The sequence below is a fragment of the Dictyobacter formicarum genome (assembly GCF_016587435.1).
This window is the reverse complement of the sequence record NZ_BNJJ01000003.1, coordinates 278,335-298,263: the sequence shown is the minus strand read 5'-3', so window position 1 is coordinate 298,263 and position 19,929 is coordinate 278,335. Positions and strand designations below refer to the sequence as shown.

The 19,929-nt window shown below is 48.6% G+C and carries 16 protein-coding genes and 1 pseudogene; 6 read left to right on the top strand and 11 right to left on the bottom strand.

Going from position 1 to position 19,929, the window contains the following annotated elements; translation table 11 throughout:
- Positions 1–79: 79 nt before the first annotated feature.
- A pseudogene (locus tag JMI88_RS40610) lies at positions 80–187 on the top strand (ClpX C4-type zinc finger protein); the annotation flags it as partial.
- Between the two features lie 443 nt (positions 188–630).
- Here the strand turns inward: JMI88_RS40610 and JMI88_RS06410 are convergent.
- The 3 genes from JMI88_RS06410 to JMI88_RS06395 all read right to left on the bottom strand — a co-directional run bounded on the left by JMI88_RS06410 (position 631) and on the right by JMI88_RS06395 (position 3,729).
- On the bottom strand, positions 631–1,353 hold the full coding sequence (locus JMI88_RS06410) for a recombinase family protein (protein WP_268905970.1): 723 nt from the start codon (positions 1,351–1,353) through the stop codon (positions 631–633).
- A 281-nt stretch (positions 1,354–1,634) separates the two neighbouring features.
- A protein-coding gene (locus tag JMI88_RS06405) for an IS3 family transposase (protein ID WP_373323773.1) occupies positions 1,635–2,778 on the bottom strand; the annotation gives its coding sequence in 2 pieces (ribosomal slippage) (positions 1,635–2,489 and positions 2,491–2,778; 1,143 coding nt in all).
- A 141-nt stretch (positions 2,779–2,919) separates the two neighbouring features.
- On the bottom strand, positions 2,920–3,729 hold the full coding sequence (locus tag JMI88_RS06395; protein ID WP_201360964.1) for a DeoR/GlpR family DNA-binding transcription regulator: 810 nt from the start codon (positions 3,727–3,729) through the stop codon (positions 2,920–2,922).
- A 426-nt stretch (positions 3,730–4,155) separates the two neighbouring features.
- Between JMI88_RS06395 and JMI88_RS06390 the strand changes: the two genes are divergently transcribed.
- From JMI88_RS06390 to JMI88_RS06375, 4 genes are all read left to right on the top strand, one after another.
- Complete coding sequence (locus JMI88_RS06390; RefSeq protein ID WP_201360963.1) at positions 4,156–5,184, top strand: zinc-dependent alcohol dehydrogenase family protein; 1,029 nt, start codon at positions 4,156–4,158, stop codon at positions 5,182–5,184.
- Positions 5,185–5,310: 126 nt separating this feature from the next.
- A complete protein-coding gene (locus JMI88_RS06385) occupies positions 5,311–6,684 on the top strand; it encodes an ABC transporter substrate-binding protein (RefSeq protein ID WP_201360962.1) in 1,374 nt (457 codons plus the stop codon).
- Positions 6,685–6,817: 133 nt separating this feature from the next.
- Complete coding sequence (locus JMI88_RS06380) at positions 6,818–7,753, top strand: carbohydrate ABC transporter permease (RefSeq protein ID WP_201360961.1); 936 nt, start codon at positions 6,818–6,820, stop codon at positions 7,751–7,753.
- Between the two features lie 3 nt (positions 7,754–7,756).
- Positions 7,757–8,587, top strand: coding sequence for a carbohydrate ABC transporter permease (locus JMI88_RS06375; RefSeq protein ID WP_201360960.1), 831 nt, complete (start codon positions 7,757–7,759; stop codon positions 8,585–8,587).
- Between the two features lie 362 nt (positions 8,588–8,949).
- Here the strand turns inward: JMI88_RS06375 and JMI88_RS06370 are convergent, their stop codons facing one another.
- From JMI88_RS06370 to JMI88_RS06340, 7 genes are all read right to left on the bottom strand, one after another.
- The gene (locus tag JMI88_RS06370) at positions 8,950–9,858 is read right to left on the bottom strand and encodes a DUF6807 domain-containing protein (RefSeq protein ID WP_201360959.1); all 909 of its coding nucleotides are present in this window, start codon (positions 9,856–9,858) and stop codon (positions 8,950–8,952) included.
- 18 nt (positions 9,859–9,876) lie between these two features.
- Positions 9,877–11,004, bottom strand: a complete 1,128-nt coding sequence (locus tag JMI88_RS06365; protein ID WP_201360958.1) for a mandelate racemase/muconate lactonizing enzyme family protein — start codon at positions 11,002–11,004, stop codon at positions 9,877–9,879.
- Positions 11,005–11,010: 6 nt separating this feature from the next.
- Positions 11,011–12,096, bottom strand: a complete 1,086-nt coding sequence (locus JMI88_RS06360) for a Gfo/Idh/MocA family protein (RefSeq protein ID WP_201360957.1) — start codon at positions 12,094–12,096, stop codon at positions 11,011–11,013.
- 310 nt (positions 12,097–12,406) lie between these two features.
- Positions 12,407–13,987 carry an extracellular solute-binding protein gene (locus JMI88_RS06355; protein WP_201360956.1) on the bottom strand — a complete coding sequence of 527 codons (1,581 nt, stop codon included), beginning with the start codon at positions 13,985–13,987 and terminating at the stop codon, positions 12,407–12,409.
- 129 nt (positions 13,988–14,116) lie between these two features.
- Positions 14,117–15,037, bottom strand: a complete 921-nt coding sequence (locus JMI88_RS06350) for a carbohydrate ABC transporter permease (protein WP_201360955.1) — start codon at positions 15,035–15,037, stop codon at positions 14,117–14,119.
- Positions 15,038–15,055: 18 nt separating this feature from the next.
- Positions 15,056–16,024: an ABC transporter permease gene (locus tag JMI88_RS06345; protein ID WP_201360954.1), complete on the bottom strand. Its 969-nt coding sequence runs from the start codon at positions 16,022–16,024 to the stop codon at positions 15,056–15,058.
- 183 nt (positions 16,025–16,207) lie between these two features.
- Positions 16,208–17,302 carry a LacI family DNA-binding transcriptional regulator gene (locus JMI88_RS06340; protein ID WP_201360953.1) on the bottom strand — a complete coding sequence of 365 codons (1,095 nt, stop codon included), beginning with the start codon at positions 17,300–17,302 and terminating at the stop codon, positions 16,208–16,210.
- A 249-nt stretch (positions 17,303–17,551) separates the two neighbouring features.
- On the opposite strand from JMI88_RS06340, the gene JMI88_RS06335 reads away from it, so the two are divergent.
- Positions 17,552–18,634: a Gfo/Idh/MocA family protein gene (locus JMI88_RS06335; RefSeq protein ID WP_201360952.1), complete on the top strand. Its 1,083-nt coding sequence runs from the start codon at positions 17,552–17,554 to the stop codon at positions 18,632–18,634.
- Positions 18,635–18,762: 128 nt separating this feature from the next.
- On the opposite strand, the gene JMI88_RS06330 is transcribed toward JMI88_RS06335, so the two are convergent.
- Complete coding sequence (locus tag JMI88_RS06330) at positions 18,763–19,851, bottom strand: LacI family DNA-binding transcriptional regulator (RefSeq protein ID WP_201360951.1); 1,089 nt, start codon at positions 19,849–19,851, stop codon at positions 18,763–18,765.
- Between the last annotated feature and the right edge of the window lie 78 nt (positions 19,852–19,929).

Genomic DNA, 19,929 nt, shown 5'->3' with positions numbered 1-19,929 from the left:
GAGATGATTTCTGATGGATAATTGGGATATAGCGGGAAAGATAGACCTGAAGCAGATATGGCTCAAACAAGAGCAGGAGATACGCGCTGATACACGCTGCTCCTTTTGTGGAAAACGTAGGGATCAGGTGAATCGGCTTACAGCAGGACCGGGCAACGTTTATATTTGTGATGAATGTGTGGATCTCTATCGGGGACATTTTGAACTGATGAATGGACCTTTGATCTCAAGGGAGAAAATCTCACATATCTGTCTATCGTGTGGAATACGTGCTCCTGCGAGTCATCGGTACTGCTATCATTGCGGATTGCGATTTGTGCCGCAAGCCGATTCATAGAAAGGAATTTTTACAGGCTTAGTGTCCTGTTTTTTTCATGGCTTTATCGAGAGCAAAAACAACCACAGCGGCATCCTACCGCAAAGCTTCAAAGATCATCAGCATCTTCATTTGCATATGTTTGCGGGAACATACAATGGGTAGAGATTTCATGTATAAGGTCATCCGAACAACACGCCTGATTGTTTCATAAGACACTTTGTAATCACTCGCTACCTTTGGGGCAAGGAATACGTCGTGTTTTCACTGCATCTCGATAATAGTTATATCGAATGTTCGAGGCGTTACTGGTTTCACAGCGTAGAGGTAAAACCACAATGGATACACGCAATATAGCCTGCAAATTCATAAACTCGTTTCACGTGTTCAGTGCGAGTGCTGGCTCGGCTCATAGACTTGGTAATAGCCCTGATTTTCTGCCACTCATCATATGTAAACGCTGATAGGTGGAGGCCGCGAAATCTTTGATCTTTGTATTTCACTGTTCCATAGCCGCTTCCCGGCTCGTACTCTGCATAAAATTCATTGCGTAACATCGCAGTTACTGTGTCGCCAGTAAACAGCCTTTCACCAAAACGCTTACTTCCTGTACGATAGCTAGCCTCATTCAATGTGTCGGCTATCTTCTCTGCTTCTACTCCTTTCATGCGAAGCTCGCCCAGCATCCGTAAACCGGGGTATTCGTCCGGGTCAAACTCAGGTGGAGATTTCGGGCCTGTCGAACGATATCCAAATGGAATATCTCCATTGTACAGCCCTTGTGCTGCTCGTTCGCCTTTTCCTTTGCTCGTATGCTTTGCCAACATATCAGAAAAGTAAGCCGCAAACGCTGCCAGAATGGTTAGTTGTAGCATCCCTTCTGGGGTACTGTAGTCGATATGTTCGGATAAGGAGACGAACGATGCACGAGATTGTGAGAGCATACGGAAACTTTGTAGGGTGACCATAACGTTACGCGACCAACGATCGAGCGTGTGAACGAACACCATGACTTTCCCCGGAGAGGCTGTGTGCAAAGGCGTGCAAGGCGAAGGGAACCGAAAAGAAACGGAAGCGGCCTGCTGAACGTGGGAGAATCTCAGTGATAGGAGGAAAGAAGTAGAGCAAGGAGGTTGCGTGGTTGAGGAGGTGTTGTACAGTGACCCAGATTGTCAAGACAGAAAAATCCGAGTTCCTAAGAGAAATCTCCTTTCTTTAAGCATGATCGTCCATTTCTGAGCGAACGTGTTTCATCGTTTTACGAAAACCAAGCCAAACGTTACGTTGAACCCATTTTTCACGAGAGAAATAGACGACGTTACGTCGAACGTTTCCCAGAAAAGTAGCGTTCTGCTGGAGTCTGATAATCAAGTGCCTGATGAAGTCGTTCCTCGTTGTAAAAGCGGAGATAGCGAGACAACTCTCTACGAGCTGTGCGAGGGCTATCATAATCTTTCACATACACTTCTTCATATTTGACTGTTCTCCACAAACATTCCGTAAAAATATTGTCGAGTGCTCTCCCCTTTCCATCCATACTAATACGTACTTCATACTCCTTGAGCAAATTGATATAGCTTGTACTGGTGAAGTGACTGCCTTGATCGCAGTTACAAATCTGAGGGGTGGCATGTTTCAAGGCATTGTGCATCGCCAAGAGCACGAAATCCTGACGCAGACTTTGATCCAACTCCCAGCTCACAATATAGCGAGAATACCAATCCAGAACCGCGACCAAAAACATCCATCCAGCACGCAGGCGAATGTAGGTGATGTCAACGCCCCAAATGTGATCAGGCACCTCGGCTTTCAGATTCCTGAGCAAATAGGGGAAGATTGCCGCCTGATGCGCACGTTTGGAAAGATTGGGGCCGGGAAAAATGGCCATCAGCCCCATCTCCTGCATATATTTTGCTACCGTTTTCTTATTGACGCTTCGCCCTTCTCGATGTAATTGCTCAGCAATTCTGCGATATCCGTAGAACGGGCATTGCGTAAAAATCTCATCAATCCGATGCTTGAGTGCCACTTCTTCTGCTGATGGTGGCCGCGGTTGATAATACAAGCTACTTCGATTCAGATGAAGCAACCTGGCCTGGGTGCTCAGCGGCAGTTCTTTGTCTTCCCAATCAATGAGCGACAAGAGCTCATCTCTCCTTAAAGATTGCTCGAGATTTTTTTTCCAGCCACAGTTTCTCTGTGGTTAATCGTCCAATCTCAGCATAGAGGGCTTCCCGCTCTCGTTCCCAGGCTATTTCTTTCTCGGCCAGCGCTTTTTCTGATTGCTCATCGAATAAGCCGGGTAAGCCAGCTAACGCTTGGTCCCTCCATTTATAGAGCTGGCTTGAATGAATCTCATATTCCGCTGAGAGCTGGCTGACGGTTTTTTCTTCCCTCAAGATCTCTTTGACGACCTTGGCTTTAAATGCTGCCGTATATTGCTTCCGTTTCTGCTTTTGCATGTGTGTGTGTTTCTCTTCCAACCCTCACAAATTTTGTCTGAAATCTTAGGGTCATTATATTGTATGCGCAGGCAAGCGTATCCAAGCGATCTCAGCGAGGAAGAATGGAAGACGCTGGCTCCACTCATTGTGGCCATAATCCTAGATCAACTTAGCCTGCTGCTCTATATGTGTAGGTGCCACAACAACCTGCAAATTATACTGTTGTAGTGCTTCTTTACCTGTGTCCGTAATTTTATCATCTGTTACCAGTGTATGAATACGCTCTAACGAAGCAAAACGAGCGAGAAAAGTCTGGCCTATTTTTGAGCTATCCATACAAAGAATCACCTGACGTGAAGAACCAATCAAAGCTTGCTTGACCTCTGCATCAGGCAAATCGCTCGACGATACCCCCTCTGGGATGAGTAAACCACTGGCAGCAAGAAACAGTTTATTGAGGTGCAATTTATGCAATTCTGCAATGACCTGGGAGCCATAGAAACACTGTGAACTACGATGGAAGATTCCACCGAGCATGATAAGTTGGTAGAGACTGTTCTTTGCTACCATATTTGCTACGGCAAGAGAATGTGTCACAATCGTCAGCCGCACATCAGGTAAGTGGGCCGCAACCTCTGTCGCGGTGCTTCCACTATCTATACCAATGACATCGCCCTCTTCAACAAAGAGTTCCGTGGCGTGCCGTCCAATGGCCTGCTTTTCCATAAAATGTTTCTGCACACGGATAGCAAAGTTAGGTTCGATCTGAGTCGATGCAACGAAGCGTGCGAAGCCATGTTCTACCTGTACAATCTGCTTGTCCGCCAGAAAGTGAAGATCGCGTCGGATGGTCATCGGTGTCACATCAAGGACGCGACTCATCTCCGCGATAGAACAACTTCCATTCGCTTTGAGCAATGCGACGAGTTGTTTCTGCCTCTCTACTGCATTCGATTGCCTTATTCCCATGAACTCTCTCCTTTTCGGTAATTGCTGATTCGAAAACCTGAGCTCTTCATGTGAGTGTCGGTGTTTGGAAGAAGAACGTAGAGGTGACGAACACCTTTCTTCTCTGAGGTGAGAGGACTTTTTCTGTCAACAGTGTATGATCGAATCATTATCAGCAATGTTCAATAAAAAAACTTTTCAGAGCATCAGTTGCTCTGTTTCTAACAGATTTACATAGTGTAAATAGTAACATATCTGGCCTCAAAAAGCAAAGGAGCATATTTGTTTGTTTGCATTCCAACAAATTATCTGTTAGTATGTTCTTTATGGAATATATTTTGTTCTATAAAGAACATATTAGCTGATGTTTACATTCAGGAAAGCCAGTCATTGTTGACTCATTTTCGATAGGCGTGTTTATTCTTGCAATTGAAAGGAGCTATCGTAATGCGCGCAGCTATTATTGAAAAACCTGGTGAAATACGTGTAGGCAGTGTTCTTGATCCAACACCCCGGCCATATGAACTCATTGTTCGCGTTGGTGCTTGTGGCATCTGTGGCACCGATCTGCATATCGCCGCCGGCGAATTTCCTCCGTCTCCCTACCCGATTGTGCCCGGACACGAATTTTCAGGCGAGGTTGTGGCTATCGGCAGTGATGTCCCACAAGGGATTGGTACGCAGAAGACAAACATAGCAATTGGTACCCGGGTAGCAATTGATCCTTCTTTGTTCTGCGGTCATTGTATTTTCTGCCGCACTGGACATGGGAATCTCTGCTTAAACTGGGGTGCGATTGGTGATACGGTCAATGGTGCCTTTGCGGAGTATGTTGCTGTTCCTGCGGCTAATGCCTATGTTTTGCCAGACTCTATTTCTTTCCGCGAGGCCGCTCTTATCGAGCCGATCTCTTGTGCTGTGCACGGCATTCACCGCCTTTCGCCCAGGCTGGGAGACACCCTGCTCATAGTAGGGGCAGGGACAATGGGATTGCTCCTTTTACAGCTCGCGTTGCGCGGAGGCATCACTAGCGTAGCGGTGGTCGATCTGAATACTCAGCGCCTGGAACGGGCCAGGAAGTTGGGGGCAACATCAACTTATACCGATATGGGGACGTTACTTGTAGAAGAACCGCTCGGCTTCGATTGTGTTATCGACGCAACTGGCATCGCCCCGGCCATCGAGGGGGCATTTAATGCCGTCAAGCGTGGTGGCAAACTGATGATCTTCGGAGTTGCCCCTGAAGAAGCGCGTGTCTCCCTCTCACCCTTTCGCATCTATAACGATGAAATAACTGTCATCGGCTCGATGGCTGTTCTCTACTCTTTCCAGGCAGCTTTGGATCTTATCAGTAACGGGGCGATCACCACCGCAGCATTTCTCACCGAGACGCGTCCCCTTGATGAATTTCCACAGGCGCTTGATATGGTGAAGCGAGGCGTCGGCGTGAAAACACAGGTGCTACCAAACGGGTAAGTCACAAAGATATGCCTATACTTACTTTTCAATATAGGCTTTCAATCTACTCTTTTCCATTCACGGCTATGGATGACTGTTCTATTTTTCCAGCATTGACGAGGCATCTGACAAGGAGAGAATACAATGAAGTGTATTGCACGAATAGTCACATTTATCGCAGGCATTGCGTTGCTGCTCTCTATGCTAGCAGCCTGTTCTCCATCGCAATCCTCATCCTCTACCACGACCCTGACTGTGGCCACTGTCAATAACTCGCAAATGGTACAGATGGAGCAACTGACGAAGCAGGTCTTTGAAAAGGACCATCCTAACATCAAGATCAACTTCGTGACTCTACCCGAAAACGATCTGCGTTCGAAGGTAACTCAGGATGTTGCTTCGAATGCCGGAAAATTTGACATCGCAACCATTGGAAACTATGAGACGCCTATCTGGGCGCACAATGGCTGGCTTCAAGACCTGACCCCTTATTTCGACAAGATGTCCGCTTCAGATAAGCAAGACTATAATTATAATGATCTGCTCAAGCCGATCATGTCTACTCTCTCCTATCAGGGACACCCCTACGCTGTGCCGTTCTATGGTGAGAGCAGTATGATAATGTATAATAAGGACATCTTCGCGCAACACCACCTCACCATGCCACTGCATCCCACCTGGAACCAGATTGCTCAATTCGCCCAGCAACTCAATGATCCGTCACATAATGTTGCTGGCATTCTGTTACGTGGTCAGTCTGGCTGGGGAATGAACCTGGCACCGCTTAATACGGTGATTAATACGTACGGTGGTAGCTGGTTTAATAACAATTGGCAGCCTCAGCTTTCTACACCGCCGGTGCAGCAGGCAGTGACAATGTATGCGAATCTCTTGCAGAAGTATGGAGAGCCTGGTGCTTCTACCTCTGGCTGGCAAGAATGCGTAAACTTGATGACACAAGGTAAGGGTGCGATGTTCTATGACGCTACCTCCTTTGGCGGCGTACTGGAAACGCCTTCCCAGTCCACGGTTGCCGGACATATCGGCTATGCCTATGCTCCGACAGCAACGACGGTTAATGGTAGCCATTGGCTCTGGGCCTGGTCTCTGGGCCTCGTCAACTCCAGCCGTAACAAGGACGCCGCGTTCCAATTCATCACGTGGGCAACCAGTTATAAGTATCTGACCTTAGCCGGCAAGACGTTTGGCTGGGCCAACGTACCTCCAGGCACACGTACCTCAATTTACAAGAATCCCGACTATCAAAAGGCCGCGCCTTTTTCCCAGATCACGCTCGACTCGATTAATACCGCGACACCAGATCATCCCACGCTTAACCCGGTCCCTTACCATGGCGTTCAGTATGTGGGTATTCCACAATTTGAGTCAGCCGGTCAGCAGGTGAGTGAACTGATGTCAGCAGTCATCGCCGGAAAAATGCCCGTCAGTCAGGCACTTCAGCAATCTGATCAGATCCTGTCGTCCCAGGTAAACAAGAGCAACGCATCAGGATACTAGCTAGCTCCCAACTTCCGATAGGGACCGAGGGAGGCTGCTATCTTTTACCAGATTGGCAGCCTCCCCTTCTATCGGTCAGCTTCTATCATGTCCGAGGTAGCTTGATTGCGAAGAAGAGAAGAAAGGTTGTGCCATGAGTCAGATAGACCAAACGTTTCAGGTACCTCCGTTGCCGCAGGTGCAGAGGAACAAAGTTCCTGCCGATGAGAGGCGGCGACGAGGAGGCCGGTGGTTTCACTTTCCTGCACTTATATATATGATCGTATTGACACAGATTCCTTTTCTGCTGGTAGTGTGGTTTAGCCTGCATGCATGGAACCTGCTGGTGCCGTCTGAAGGATTTCCCTTGGTTGGCCTGTCAAACTATAGCACAGAGTTCTTCCACGATCCGAACTTCTGGCCTATTATGGGTAACACCCTGGAGTTAGTAGCCGGGGCGATTATTCTAGCCCTTATTACGGGTACGATCTTTGCGCTACTCCTAAATCGTCCGCTCTGGGGGAGAAGTGTCCTGCGGGCCGTTGCCACAATTCCATTTTTAGCCACCCCTTCAGTGATGGTGCTGATATGGAAAAATCTCTTTCTGAGTTCTTCCTCCGGGTTGGTGAACTGGGGCTTTCAACTTGTCGGTTTACCTGCTGTCTCCTGGTTTTCGACTATTCCGTTGCAAAGTATTATATTCATCGTTGCCTGGGAATGGACCCCTTTCGTGATGCTCGTTATTCTTGCGGGCCTTCAGGCCATTCCGGGAGAGATTTTAGAGGCCGCGCGTGTTGATGGCGCGAGCGTTTTCACACTGTTCTGGCGCGTCGTTTTTCCCTTGTTGCGCAAAGCTTATGAGATAGCCCTCCTGTTCGGCACTATCTTTATTTTCCAGACATTTGCTGAGATTTACGTGACCACGGCAGGGGGACCCGGGCTGGCAACTAATACTCTTCCCTACTACACTTACCGCACGGCGTTGAGTTCGTTTCAGATTGGGCAGGCAGCAACCCTTGGGGTTATCGGCGTGATCGTGGCCATCTTTGCCGCCAGGGGCATGTTACAACTTATAACTGAAAGGAGCTGATTCATGGGCGTCGTATCTACATTCAAATGGTCCCAGGTAGCCTGGACAGTTCTGACCTATGTTCTGGTTTTTTTACTGGTCTTTCCAGTCCTGTGGATGATTCTGACCGCGTTTAAGACAGAAGTTGCCGCCATTACGATCCCGCCAACATTACTCTTCCAACCAACGCTTGATCAGTTCGGGTTAGCGCTCTCTTCCGGTTTCGCTGCCTATCTGTTCAATAGCCTGGTGGCTTCCCTGGTATCGACTGCCCTGGCCCTGGTGCTAGGAATTCCTGCCGCATATGCCATGGTTTTCGTGATGTCGCAGAAGTCTTCCAATGACATGCTCTTCTTTGTCCTTTCTACACGCTTTATGCCATTTGCGGCCATCCTTGTCCCATTATATGTGATCATTACGCGTCTGAACTTGTTAGACAATCTTTTCATATTGATTGTAGTCTATACGGCCATGAACCTGCCGCTGATTATCTGGATGGCTCGTTCGTACTTTCTGGATCTGCCGAAGGAGGTGCTAGAAGGTGCCTGGCTGGACGGTTGCTCGACGTTGCAAACGATCGTGAGGGTCGTCATACCCATGGCTGCTCCTGGACTGGCTGCGGCGGCACTTCTTTCCATCATTTTCGCCTGGAACGATTTCTTCTTTGCTGTAACACTGACCTACACAAACTCACCCACCTTGCCGATCATGGTTGCGGCCTTTACCAGTAACGAGGGGCTATTCCTGGCAAAAGTCTCCGCATTGGCGACAATGATCATCATTGTCCCTGTTGCCATCGGCATCTATGCGCAAAAACATCTGGTCCAAGGACTGACCGGCGGTGCGCTGAAATAAATTGCACCATGCAAGCGATGGGGCAGGTCTACTGCCCCACATGCAAACACATCATCGGCCCGGCTGGTTGATATCCCTCAGCAGGCTCTTTCGTTGTTGTTTGCTCGTCTCTGACTTTTTAATAGCTGGGATTGCCATAAAACCGGGGTTACAGAAAATATGGTATGATCTAGAAAGTAGGGCCGTTGTCCAGGAGAGCAGTATTAAATGCAGCGTGGCTGCTACTCGTTGCCCTTTGTAGGCTTTTCGTTTAGTAAGCGGGGTGCGTTCGAGATAATCCGATGCCCGTCGGTTCCCTCTTAAAAGGGAAGGGCTACCGACAAATACTACCGGTAGCCCTTCTCTGTTTATCTTCACCTCTTTTACCTTTGAGATTGTTTTTGTGCTACGTATTTCTCTAGCTCAGACCGTGACCATTCGCCGTTGCCTAGCATGACGTGGTAGTTGAGCACCAGATCTTTGCCCGGCTGCAGGGTATAATATTCATCATACATAAACGAGCAGCTGATACATGCGTATGGATCATTGCGCACAAACCATTTGTTGGGATAGCGGGGATTTTCCGGTTGGTCTACAAACAAGATGGTGGATTGTTCCTGGTTGCTGTCATGTTTGCCACTAAATGCCAGCCAGGGTGCTCGCTTGCCCATACTTTCTGGACCCTCCAGGCCGTCTGCTCCCAGGATTTTTCCGTGTAGGAACGAGCGCGGCCCACGCCAGAACAGGCTGCCATAGCCAGCGTCGGGCCGGCCTTCAGTGGTTGGCGAACCAAAAGCAAGTGGTCGTTGCGTGACATTGGTCAGGCGAAAGGCCAGATCCAGACTCCAATAGCCAGCTTCGGGATTAATCTCGCTCACGACGATGTGGCGCTCTTCCTTAAACCATGTCTCTCCTGCTTGAGTCACCCATTGTAGCTGTTCGCTACAGCGTACCTTCTCATCATTGCTTACTTCTTGCCAGTCGACATGCTGTATGCGTCCGTTATTCTCAAGCTGAACATAGCCCTGCTTCTCGCGCGTATATGTCGGCCCACCCCAGAAATTCTCTCCTTCGATATTGGCAATACACATGGTCAGGCCGATATGCCACAGGTGATCATGAGGACGAAACAGGCTCAACTCGTTGCCTGCCAGCGTCTTCAACGGGTGAAAATAGGGCCTGGGTGACTCGCGCGCTGGATTCTTAGATTCATAGACATATTTGAACAGTGTCTGTCCTTGATAAGACACTTCAATTGCATCATGAAGCGTATGGGTCAGGGTTGTCTTCATATATACATTATCCTTTGTTTAAGCGGATTCCAATGCCTCTTGTCTTGGCTGCACCCCGATGCCGGGTTGCATTCCCAGATGCACAGCTCCATCAAATTCAATCTCAGCTTTGTTTGGATAGAGCGCGGACTCATCCAGAAACTGGCTGCCATTCAGAGCGGCTGGTCCATGATGCCCGAATACGACCGCCAGTTGACAGACAGCCATTTTGGTTAGCAAACTGTCCGTCAAACCGCTGACAAGCAAGGGCAGACCTGCGGAAGCGGCGACAGCTATCTGTTGCAGGGACGGCCAGATTCCTCCGCTGCGCGTGACCTTGATGACAAGGTAATCAACCAGCCCCTCGGCGGCATACTGAAAGAAATCGGCGGCACTGACACTGGCCTCATCGATGGCCAGAGGAACAGGACATTGCTGTCGCAAACGCCGCATAAGCTGTAACTGGTCCGCGGGAAATGGCTGTTCCAGCACGTTAACGCCAGCATCGGCAAAGCTGCGTGCGAGCGTTAGTGCTTCGTGCGGTTGCAATCCCTGATTGGCATCCGCCCAGACAAACGCATCTGGTCCGGCGGTCTGCCGAATCGCTCGAGCAAGAGCCTGGTCGGTTTCAGATGTCACGGCAGCTTTGAAGTTAAAGTGGCGAAAGCCCTTTTCTTTGGCTGCTATGATCTCTTTCTTCACCGACTCGACATCATGCGAAGTAAGCGTGTAGCTGAGTTCGACGGTATTACGCTGGCTACCGCCACCCAGGTAATTTCGCAAAGGGATTCCCGCATTGCGAGCGCAGAGATCATGGACCGCCATGTCGAGAGCCGCCCTGGCGACCGGCATGCCTGTGCTGGGACCCCGGCCAATCACGCTTTGCATACGCTGATGCAATCCCCAGCGATCCGTGATGTCCAAACCGAGAATGGCAGGACCCAGATAAGTGCGGATCGTGCTTGTGACCGATTCGATGGTTTCATAGGACCATTGCGGCATGGGGCGACCCTCGCCCCAACCAACATTGCCTCCACTATCGGTCAACTTGACCAGAGCAATGGAGGCGGTACCACCGGCCGAGCCCGCGGTACCAGAAGAAAAACGAAAGGTCTGTGTCACGGGCAAGGAGATCGAGAAAACCTCAACCTTCTGGATCGTATTCATAACCAGTTATGCTTTCTGCAGTCCGGTGCCGCTGACATGATCATAAAATGGATCGCCTGCAACGATAGAGCCCCGCTGCACAATCTGTCCCGTCGCGGCAGATTTATAGATACTTGTGAGAAAATCCAGCGTCGGCCGGATATCCGGCGTGCTGGATAATGGCCTCTGCTGATGATCAAGGCTATCCAGGAGCTGGCTTAACTGGGATTTGTGGGATGAGGCAAGATTGAGCGTCAACTCGTTCCACCGCGTCGTGACAGCTGCATCGTCCTGCCCATCGGGCTGTGTGAAACGCCAGTTCTCATTCGTATAGCTATAGAGCCCGGTCAATTCTACGGTAGCTTTCTGGAAATCAAAGCGCAGATACGTTTCCTGGCGAGGCGATAAGACGCTATTGACAATGCTGCCCATTGCGCGATTCTTGAAGCGGACCATAGCGAGCGAGACATCCTCTACTTCAATGGCGCGGTCAAGAGTGCCTGTGAAAGCACTGACTTCTTGCCAGTCTCCCAGCAGCCATAAGAACAGATCCATCGCGTGAATACCGTGTCCCATAGTGGGGCCGCCACCTTCAGTTGACCATTTACCACGCCAGGGCACTTCGTAATAGGCGGCATTGCGAAACCAGGTAGTCTGGCAGATGCCGACCAGAGGACGGCCTAAAGCCTCTTCCCGAATCAGTTGTTTGAAGTGCTGACCCCTTGATCCAAAACGCCACTGGAAGACGCTACTGCAAAAATTGCCAGTTTGCTGTTCGACCGCCGCAATATGATCCAGTTCGGCCAATGAGGTGCACATCGGCTTCTCACAGAGGACAGAAGCTCCTGCCTGCAACGCCTGGATGATCAGCTGATAATGAATATTTGGTGGCGTGGCGATATGGACAAGGTCGGGATGTTCTTTTTCGAGCATTTCTCCTGCATCAGTATAATAACGCGGAATACCATTTTTCTTGCTGTACTCCTCTACCCGATCACGAACAACATCCACCGCAGCAACAACTTCTACCCGATCCTTTAGATCGTGAAGTGCTTTGATATGATTGCCTGCAATTCCACCAGTTCCAATAATGGCAGCTCGATAACGTGACATAGAAATGTTCCTCTTCTATTTATGAATGTGTCTGAATCCCACCACTATGGGAAGCTAAACGCCCGAGCCATTTTTTTATTCGTTGATGCAACACGGTCGCACAGCGACCGTGTTGCATCAACGAATAAAAGACATTTTGAGCACCGAAGGTGCGAATTATCAAGGGCCGCAGGCGCGAACCGTATGGTTTTCAGACACGCTTTATGCATACTTTGGTAACACACAGTTGTTTCAGTCAGTAGCCGACAGCTAGACAAGCTGTCGGCTACTGAGACCAATGCAGCTCTTAAAGAGCTACCTTGTCTGTTCCTTAGAGAAGGCCCTGGTCTTTGAGTTCTTTATTTGCCTGTGCCTCCCAATCCGAAACATTGAGACCATCAAGTCCTTTGATAAAGCTGTTCCAGCTTCCATCATTGAGTGGTTTCTGGCCAGTGATAAACTGAACCAGGTTCTCATCTACATAACGATTGATGTCTGCCTGATTGGATGCTGGTTGGATCACAAATGCAGGCGTTTGATCTTGCCAGGGAAATGATGCAATCGTATCGTGGATTTGGATTGGATCAATGATCCTGCCACTCTTCGTTTTATGACTGTTGTACCTCGCTTTCAGTTCCGAGGGAGTGTTTTTGTATACCAGGAAACGAAGTTGATTAAGGGGAGCCGCTTCATGTGAGGCGAAAGGAACTGGCACTCCTTCTCCGGTCACATTACCCTGGGCATCCAATTTGTAATGAACACCTTTCTGACCAAAGGCCGTTTCATAATAGCCTTCACCAGTATTCGTCCACTCTAAGAATTTCGCAATTGCAGGACCTTTGCCTGCATCCATGGCTTTCTTTGAGACCGCGATACGCAAACCGACATTCGTGTAAGAGCCCAGAAAAGATTTTCCATCCGGACCCTGTGGTGGTGCCAGTGGTTCCCATACACCATTGGGGAAGTTTGTATCAAATGGTTTATAGTTAGCCTCACAGATCGCAGCACAGAAATCTTCTGACATGATGCCATATTTGCCCTGCTGTTTCCAGGCCGCGCGGAAGTCATCCGTGCTCATGGTCGGCCAGGTCGGATCTATAAGCTTGCTTGCTGCCATCTTGTGTAGAAATTGGACTGCCTTCAGATACCCAGGATCACGTAAGCTCAGGTTTATTTTCCCAGGCGTATTAAAGTTCCAGGTACCAGGCAACCCATAAGCCCCAAAGAACGCTTGCCAGCTACCGCCCAATCCCACACTAGCGACGCCAGTAGTTCCCCCGAATCCATAGGTGTCATTTTTGCCGTCGCCATCAGGATCTTTAGTCGTAAAGGCTTCGGCGACATTATAGAAATCGTCCAGAGTCTTAGGCTCCTTTAATCCCAGCTTGTCCAGCCAATCCTTACGGATAAAGAGCCCTTGTCGTTTAATCAAGCCGGCCTTTTCCTGGAGCACATACTGCTTGCCGTCGATGGTGGCAATTTTCTTCATCTGCGGATCGCTGTAGCGATCTTTGGTGCGCCCTGGCATCATAGGCAACAGGCTATCGACGGGTGCAATCAATCCCTGTTTGACCCATTGTAAGAAAATATTGTTATTGGAGGGTACCTGAAAGACGTCTGGCAGCGCATTAGCGGCGGCGGCGGCATTCATTTTTGTATCACCATCATCACCATTAGGCAAAAGGGTGACTTTCAGGTTAATATTCAACTTATCATGGACGTCTTTGGTGAGGAACCAGTTTGCCGGTGGATTTCCTACTTCGCTAGCGGCTGGGCTAGTCCATAAAGTCAGGTCGACCGGTCCATTATTTGACGACGACGACGATGACCCGATGTTCGTTTTGCAGGCACTAGCCAGAGGGACGAGCAAAAGGATGAGCAGACAAAAGGATGTGATTGGCTTGAATGTCACGAAATTACTCCTCATGAGTAACTTTCCTCCTTACTTATCTGTGGATCAAGAGACGAAAAATAACAACGAAGTTGATATTGACCGTATAACGCGCTACAGGGACAAAAGCTTTTCATGCAACTTTCCTCCTTACTCCTTGACAGACCCTACCAGCACTCCTTTGGTGAAGTGGCGCTGAATCCAGGGATAGACGGCTAGCATGGGCAACATCGTCAGAATGACGGCAGCCATTTTGAGCGCATCTTGTGGCGCAGTGAATAGTGAGTTGATCTCAACATAATCATTGATGTTGCCCGCGGTCAGGATATTGCGCAGGAGCACTGGCAACGGCATTAAGTCGTTGTTGCTCAGATAGAGAATTGGATTGAAGAAGTCATTCCATTGCGTAACCGCGTAAAAGAGGCCAATTGTGAGCAGGATTGGCTTGGAGAGCGGTAGCACTATGCGCCAGAGTACTTGAAATTCGTTGGCCCCATCCACAATGGCTGATTCTCGTAAACTGGCCGGAATATTCTGGAAAAATGCTCTCATGACCAGCATGTTATACACACTGACAGCGTTGGGTAATATGATAGCCAGGTAGCTGTCGAGCAGATTCAAGTTTTTTACCAGAATATAGGTCGGAACCAATCCAGCGTTAAAGAGAAAGGTGAACAGAATCAATGTGAGCATCAGATTGCGCCCGGGCAGATCTTTAAAGATGAGCCCATACGCGGTGAGCGTGGTTAAAATCATATTGACGACGATGGCCATAGAGGTCAGCACCACGCTATTCCACAGTGCCTGCAAAAATGAGTCCTGACTGAATAGCTGGGTATAGGCTGCGAACGACCAGTTTAGAGGAGAAAGGAACAGGTTATATCCGACCGTCTTGGTCAGTTCCAATGGCGTGACCGAGACGACAACGGCATACCAGACTGGTACGAACGTGACAAGAATGACAATGACCAGAAAGGCGGCTAATCCCCAATCAAAAGGACTGATGCTGGTCTTGCTCCGTTTGCCAGCAATGGTTTTGAAGACAGACTTTGTCTCAAGGTGGTTTTCCACGCGTACATCCTTTCTGGTTTAGTAGAGGCCCGAACCTGCGAAGCGTTTCGCGACACGGTTAGCAACAACAATCAGACCTAAGCCGATCAAGCCCTTGAACAATCCAACAGCGGTTGCCAGGCTAAACTGAGCGTTTAAGACGCCCTCTCGGTAGACCCAGGTATCAATAATGTCCCCGACACTGTAGACAGGAAGCGAATACATCGCAAAGACCTGTGTGAAACCGGCATCCAGAATCGATCCCAGGCGTAGCAGCGTCACCAGAACGATGACATCTTTGATGTTGGGCAAAGAAACATGGATGATGCGCTGCAGGCGTGATGCTCCATCAATGGCTGCTGCCTCGTGCTGACCCGGATCTACAGCAAGCAACGCCGCCAGGTAGAGGATGGCTCCCCAGCCTGTCTCTTTCCAGATATCAGAGGAGACGACAATCAAGCGAAACCAGCTTGGATCGGTGAGGAAGTTAATTGGCTGTCCGCCAGCACTGCTGATAGCAGAGTTCACCAGGCCAGTACTCGGCGAAAGCATACCGAGCAGGACACCAAAAATGACGATCCAGGAGAGGAAATGCGGCAGATACGACATGGTCTGGGTAATACGTGCTAAACGAGTAAAATGTCGAATTTCGCTCAGCGCGAGCGCCAGGATGATCGCAGGCGGAATGCCGAAAACCAGCTTTGCCACACTGATTATGAGCGTGTTGGTGAGCAATTGTGAGAAATAATAGGACTTAAAGAAGATCTCAAAGTTCTTGAAGCCGATCCATGGACTGCCCTCTACGCCTAATAGCGGCTGAAAATCCTTGAAAGCAATCTGTGCTTCATACAATGGTCCATAACGGAAAATAGCGAAATATAGGAGGCCCGGCAACAGCATCAGGTAAACAAACCGATACCGCCACATGCGCCTGAGTAAGAGCCTGGCCGGGCTCTTCGAGGGAATAGCATGCACGGAGGGTGCAGCAAGTGTCTTGTTGATACCCATATTCCTCCTTGAATAATGTATTAGATCAAGATACAACTTGACTGGGCTGTCTCTATGAAAATAGCTATACAAAAACGACGGTTACTATGGGTGTATAAAAGTCCTCCTTTCTTTCTTGTGTAAAGAAAACGTTTACTAAAAAGCTTATTATAAACCCCTTAAAGAGAAACGAAATAAAAGTGTTCAGGCGTTTGAACGGAACTCAATAGGTTCTGGAATGGCTCCGCAAGACTCACGTATATGCATTTGATAGCTGAGCACTATGTTTTGTATTGATGTTGATAAGGTATCAGAGGAATGTAGCTGGTCAAGTAAGATGTGTGTGGCAATATGCCCTGCTTCTTTAAGCGGATGGGAGAATGTTGTCAGTGCAGGAAACATATGTGCCGCATATGCTGGATCTCCTACTGTAACCAGAGCTATGTCATGGGGCACCCGTACTCCGTGATAGTAGAATGCTCTTAGTGCTCCTAAGGCCATGTGTTCATTGGCAACAAAGATGGCTGTTGGTCGTCTCTGCTCCTTTTCCCAATGTTTCAGTAGCTGTTGGGCTGCCTTATACCCTCCTTCATAGCTATAACGTCCATCGCAGATCCATTCTGGCACTACCTCTAGATCTTGCTCTTTGAGTGCCTCTAGCCAGCCTCGCTGGCGCTCCATAGCACTCCTCCATGGTGGAACATGGTCGAGAGGGCCACCGATAGTGGCAATAGAGGTATGGCCCAGATTTATGAGATGCTTTGTAGCAAGATAGCCTGTTTCCCATTCATTAAACTGTATCTGGTTGAGATCATAGTCTTTCTCCAGAGGACGATTGATCACAACAAATGGTATTTCCTCCTCTTTTAGATGTAAAAGGTGGTCAGATCGATACTGTGAACGTGAAGACCTGAAAGACATAAAAATAAAGCCATCAACCTGTTGTGCTTTTAAGGTCTCAATCGCCTGGATCTCACTCTCTACATCAGGAGTGCTTGCCAGGATGATATTATAGCCGAGGGGATGCAATACTTCCTGTATGCATTCAACAATGGGTATAAAAAGATTGCCCATAACAGAGGTGATCATAATACCCACTGTTGCTGTTCGTCGCTTAACCATACTGCGGGCGATCGCATTCGGACGATACTGCAGTGCTTGAACTGCAGCCAGAACACGATCTCGTTTGGCTTCTCCGACGTATTGATTATTTCCATTCAGGACTTGCGAAACGGTACTGATCGATACCTGAGCCAGCTGAGCAACATCCCGAATGGTAACAGACTTTCGGCGCATCATCGCATCCTTACTCTTTTGTCGTATCCTTACCCTTTTAAGGAAGACAAAAACGTTTTTCAAAAACGTTTTTCAAAGCATACCCAGTAAATCAGCAATTGTCAATACTATTGTGAAAATATCCAGTATTTGCCGTTGACAATGTTACTTTGACTCCTCTATCATTATTATCTACCTATTTGCTTTGCTGCTTTTTCACTGTTCTCTGCTTGAAAGTACGAAGACATCAGATTGAAAGGATAAGAGGAACTTATGAATCCCATTCGCTTCGATATTGTTGGTGGTGGTTTTCGCATCCAGGCTTTTTTACGGATTGCATACTTAATGCCAGAACGCTTTCAGGTAGGGGGGATAGTCGTGCGGGATGAAGCCAAAGGGCAAGCGATCGAGGAGAAATGGCATGTCAAAACCTACCGGACGCTTGAAGAACTGCTACCAGCATCAGAGAGAGATTTCATGTTTCTCTCCCTCCCGAGGTCCGTTAATCCCTTGTTTATTCGCCAACTGGTAGAACAAGGTATTCCTGTTCTGTCAGAAACGCCACCTACGCAAGATCTGAAAACACTTCTCGACTTATACGATTTTGCACAGAAGCGGCGGGCAAAAATTCAGATCGCCGAGCAATATCACTTTCATCCTTTGAATGCTGCACGAATCGCACTGGCCCATTCAGGCAAGCTCGGGACGATTTCGCAGGCTCAAGTTTCCGTGGGACACGATTATCATGGCATGAATCTTATGCGCAAGTTTCTTGGCATTCAATTTGAGAACGCGCAGATCTTCGCCCATGAATTCACCTCACCCCTTGCTGCTGGACCAACCCGTGCTGGCCTGCCTGCTGAGGATACAAACTTCCCTTCACAACAGGTTCTTGCATACCTGGACTTTGGTGATAAATTAGGCGTCTATGATTTTTGTAGCGATCAATATCGTTCCTGGGTTCGCTCATCACGCGTTCTTGTGCGTGGAGACCGCGGGGAAATCAATAATACTCAAGTACGTTATCTTGAAGATATCCTTACCCCCATCCAGTACGAGTTAGTGCGACAAGATTCCAATAAAATTGGCAATTTAGAAGGTTATTTTCATCGCGGCTATATGGCTGGAGGCGAGTGGATCTATCGCAATCCTTTTATTCCCGGGCGACTGAATGATGATGAGATCGCGATCGCGACCTGCCTGGATAGGATGGCCAGTTATGTAGCTGGCGGCCCCGACTTTTATAGCCTGGAGGATGCCGCCCAGGATCAATATCTAAGCTTAATGATCCAGCAGTCCTTGAAAACCCGTGAGCCGGTCAAAACCAGCACACAACCCTGGGCATTGGCACATTAAGCCTGCGTAAACTGCAGCCATGTCGATACAAATATGACATTTTCAACCGCATGCTGCATAATTTTTAGGGATACTGACAGGATAACGCAAGTTAGTATCCCCATTTCAAAGATCCGTACTCAAAAATTTTATGTAGATATTTGTACGTTGGCGGGACTGCGAACGGTGCTTGCGCGAATGCACAATTCAAATGGGACATGAAGACATTCTGGTTCCTGCGTGCGGGTACCTTTGATTCTGCCTATGAGTAAGGAGACCGCCAGGCGACTAATCTCTTCCTTGGAAGGTGAAATGGTTGATAATGCTGGATACGCATACTGTCCCTCTTCGATATTGTCAAAGCCCATAACGGCTATATCTTCAGGAATCCTGAGCCCGCGGGCGTTGATGACTGAGAGCGCTCCCAGCGCCATTAGATCATTGAAGCAGAAGACCGCATCGGGTGGATTATCTAATGTGAGTAAATAGCGCATGGCATTGGCTCCATCGGAACGATGCCAATAGCCACCACTAATCATCAGGTTTTCATCGATTTCTCTATTGGCCTCCTGTAAAGCCCGGGTATAACCTTTCACGCGCAGGGAAGGAGCCTGGCTCTGCGTTTCCTGCGCGCCAATGACGGCGATACGGCGCTTACCAATAGCCAGTAGATGTTTTGTAGCCTGATAGGCTGCCTGCACATTATCGATGAGCACATGATCAAAAGGGGCACCAAACAGGCGTTCTCCTAAGAGCACCAGTGGCCCTTTTACCTCTTCTATTTTAATATCATCAATTGTCAAAGCCTGAGGATCAAGTATGACGCCGTCGATCAGGTGTGGGCGCAGACCTTTAATGACACTGAGCTCCTTCTCAAGCGAGCCATAGGCATAATCGCTATAGCGGATCTTGCCATCAGGCTCTGGATCGCGTGGCCCATAGGTATAGTCGAGGAGCAACGTATATTTATGTTCTTCGGCTATTTTGGTCATAATATCGCCGATTTCAGTGAAATACGGATTGCGAATATCGGGAATGGCATAGGCCAGCACCCCGACACGGGCCTTACGTAATTGTCGTGCAGCGATATTGGGTTGGTAATTCAATTTTTCAATGGCTGCCAGCACCATCGCCCGTGTTTCGGGACCCACGCGAGCATAATTTCCATTGATTACATTTGAGACTGTTTTAATTGAAACCCCGGTATAGGCTGCAATATCCTTTAAATGTACCGTCATCGTGTCGTCTTTTTCCCACACTTCTATTCATTTGAGATACAGCAAGGAAAGTTAAAACGTATCCTTAAAGGGATCATA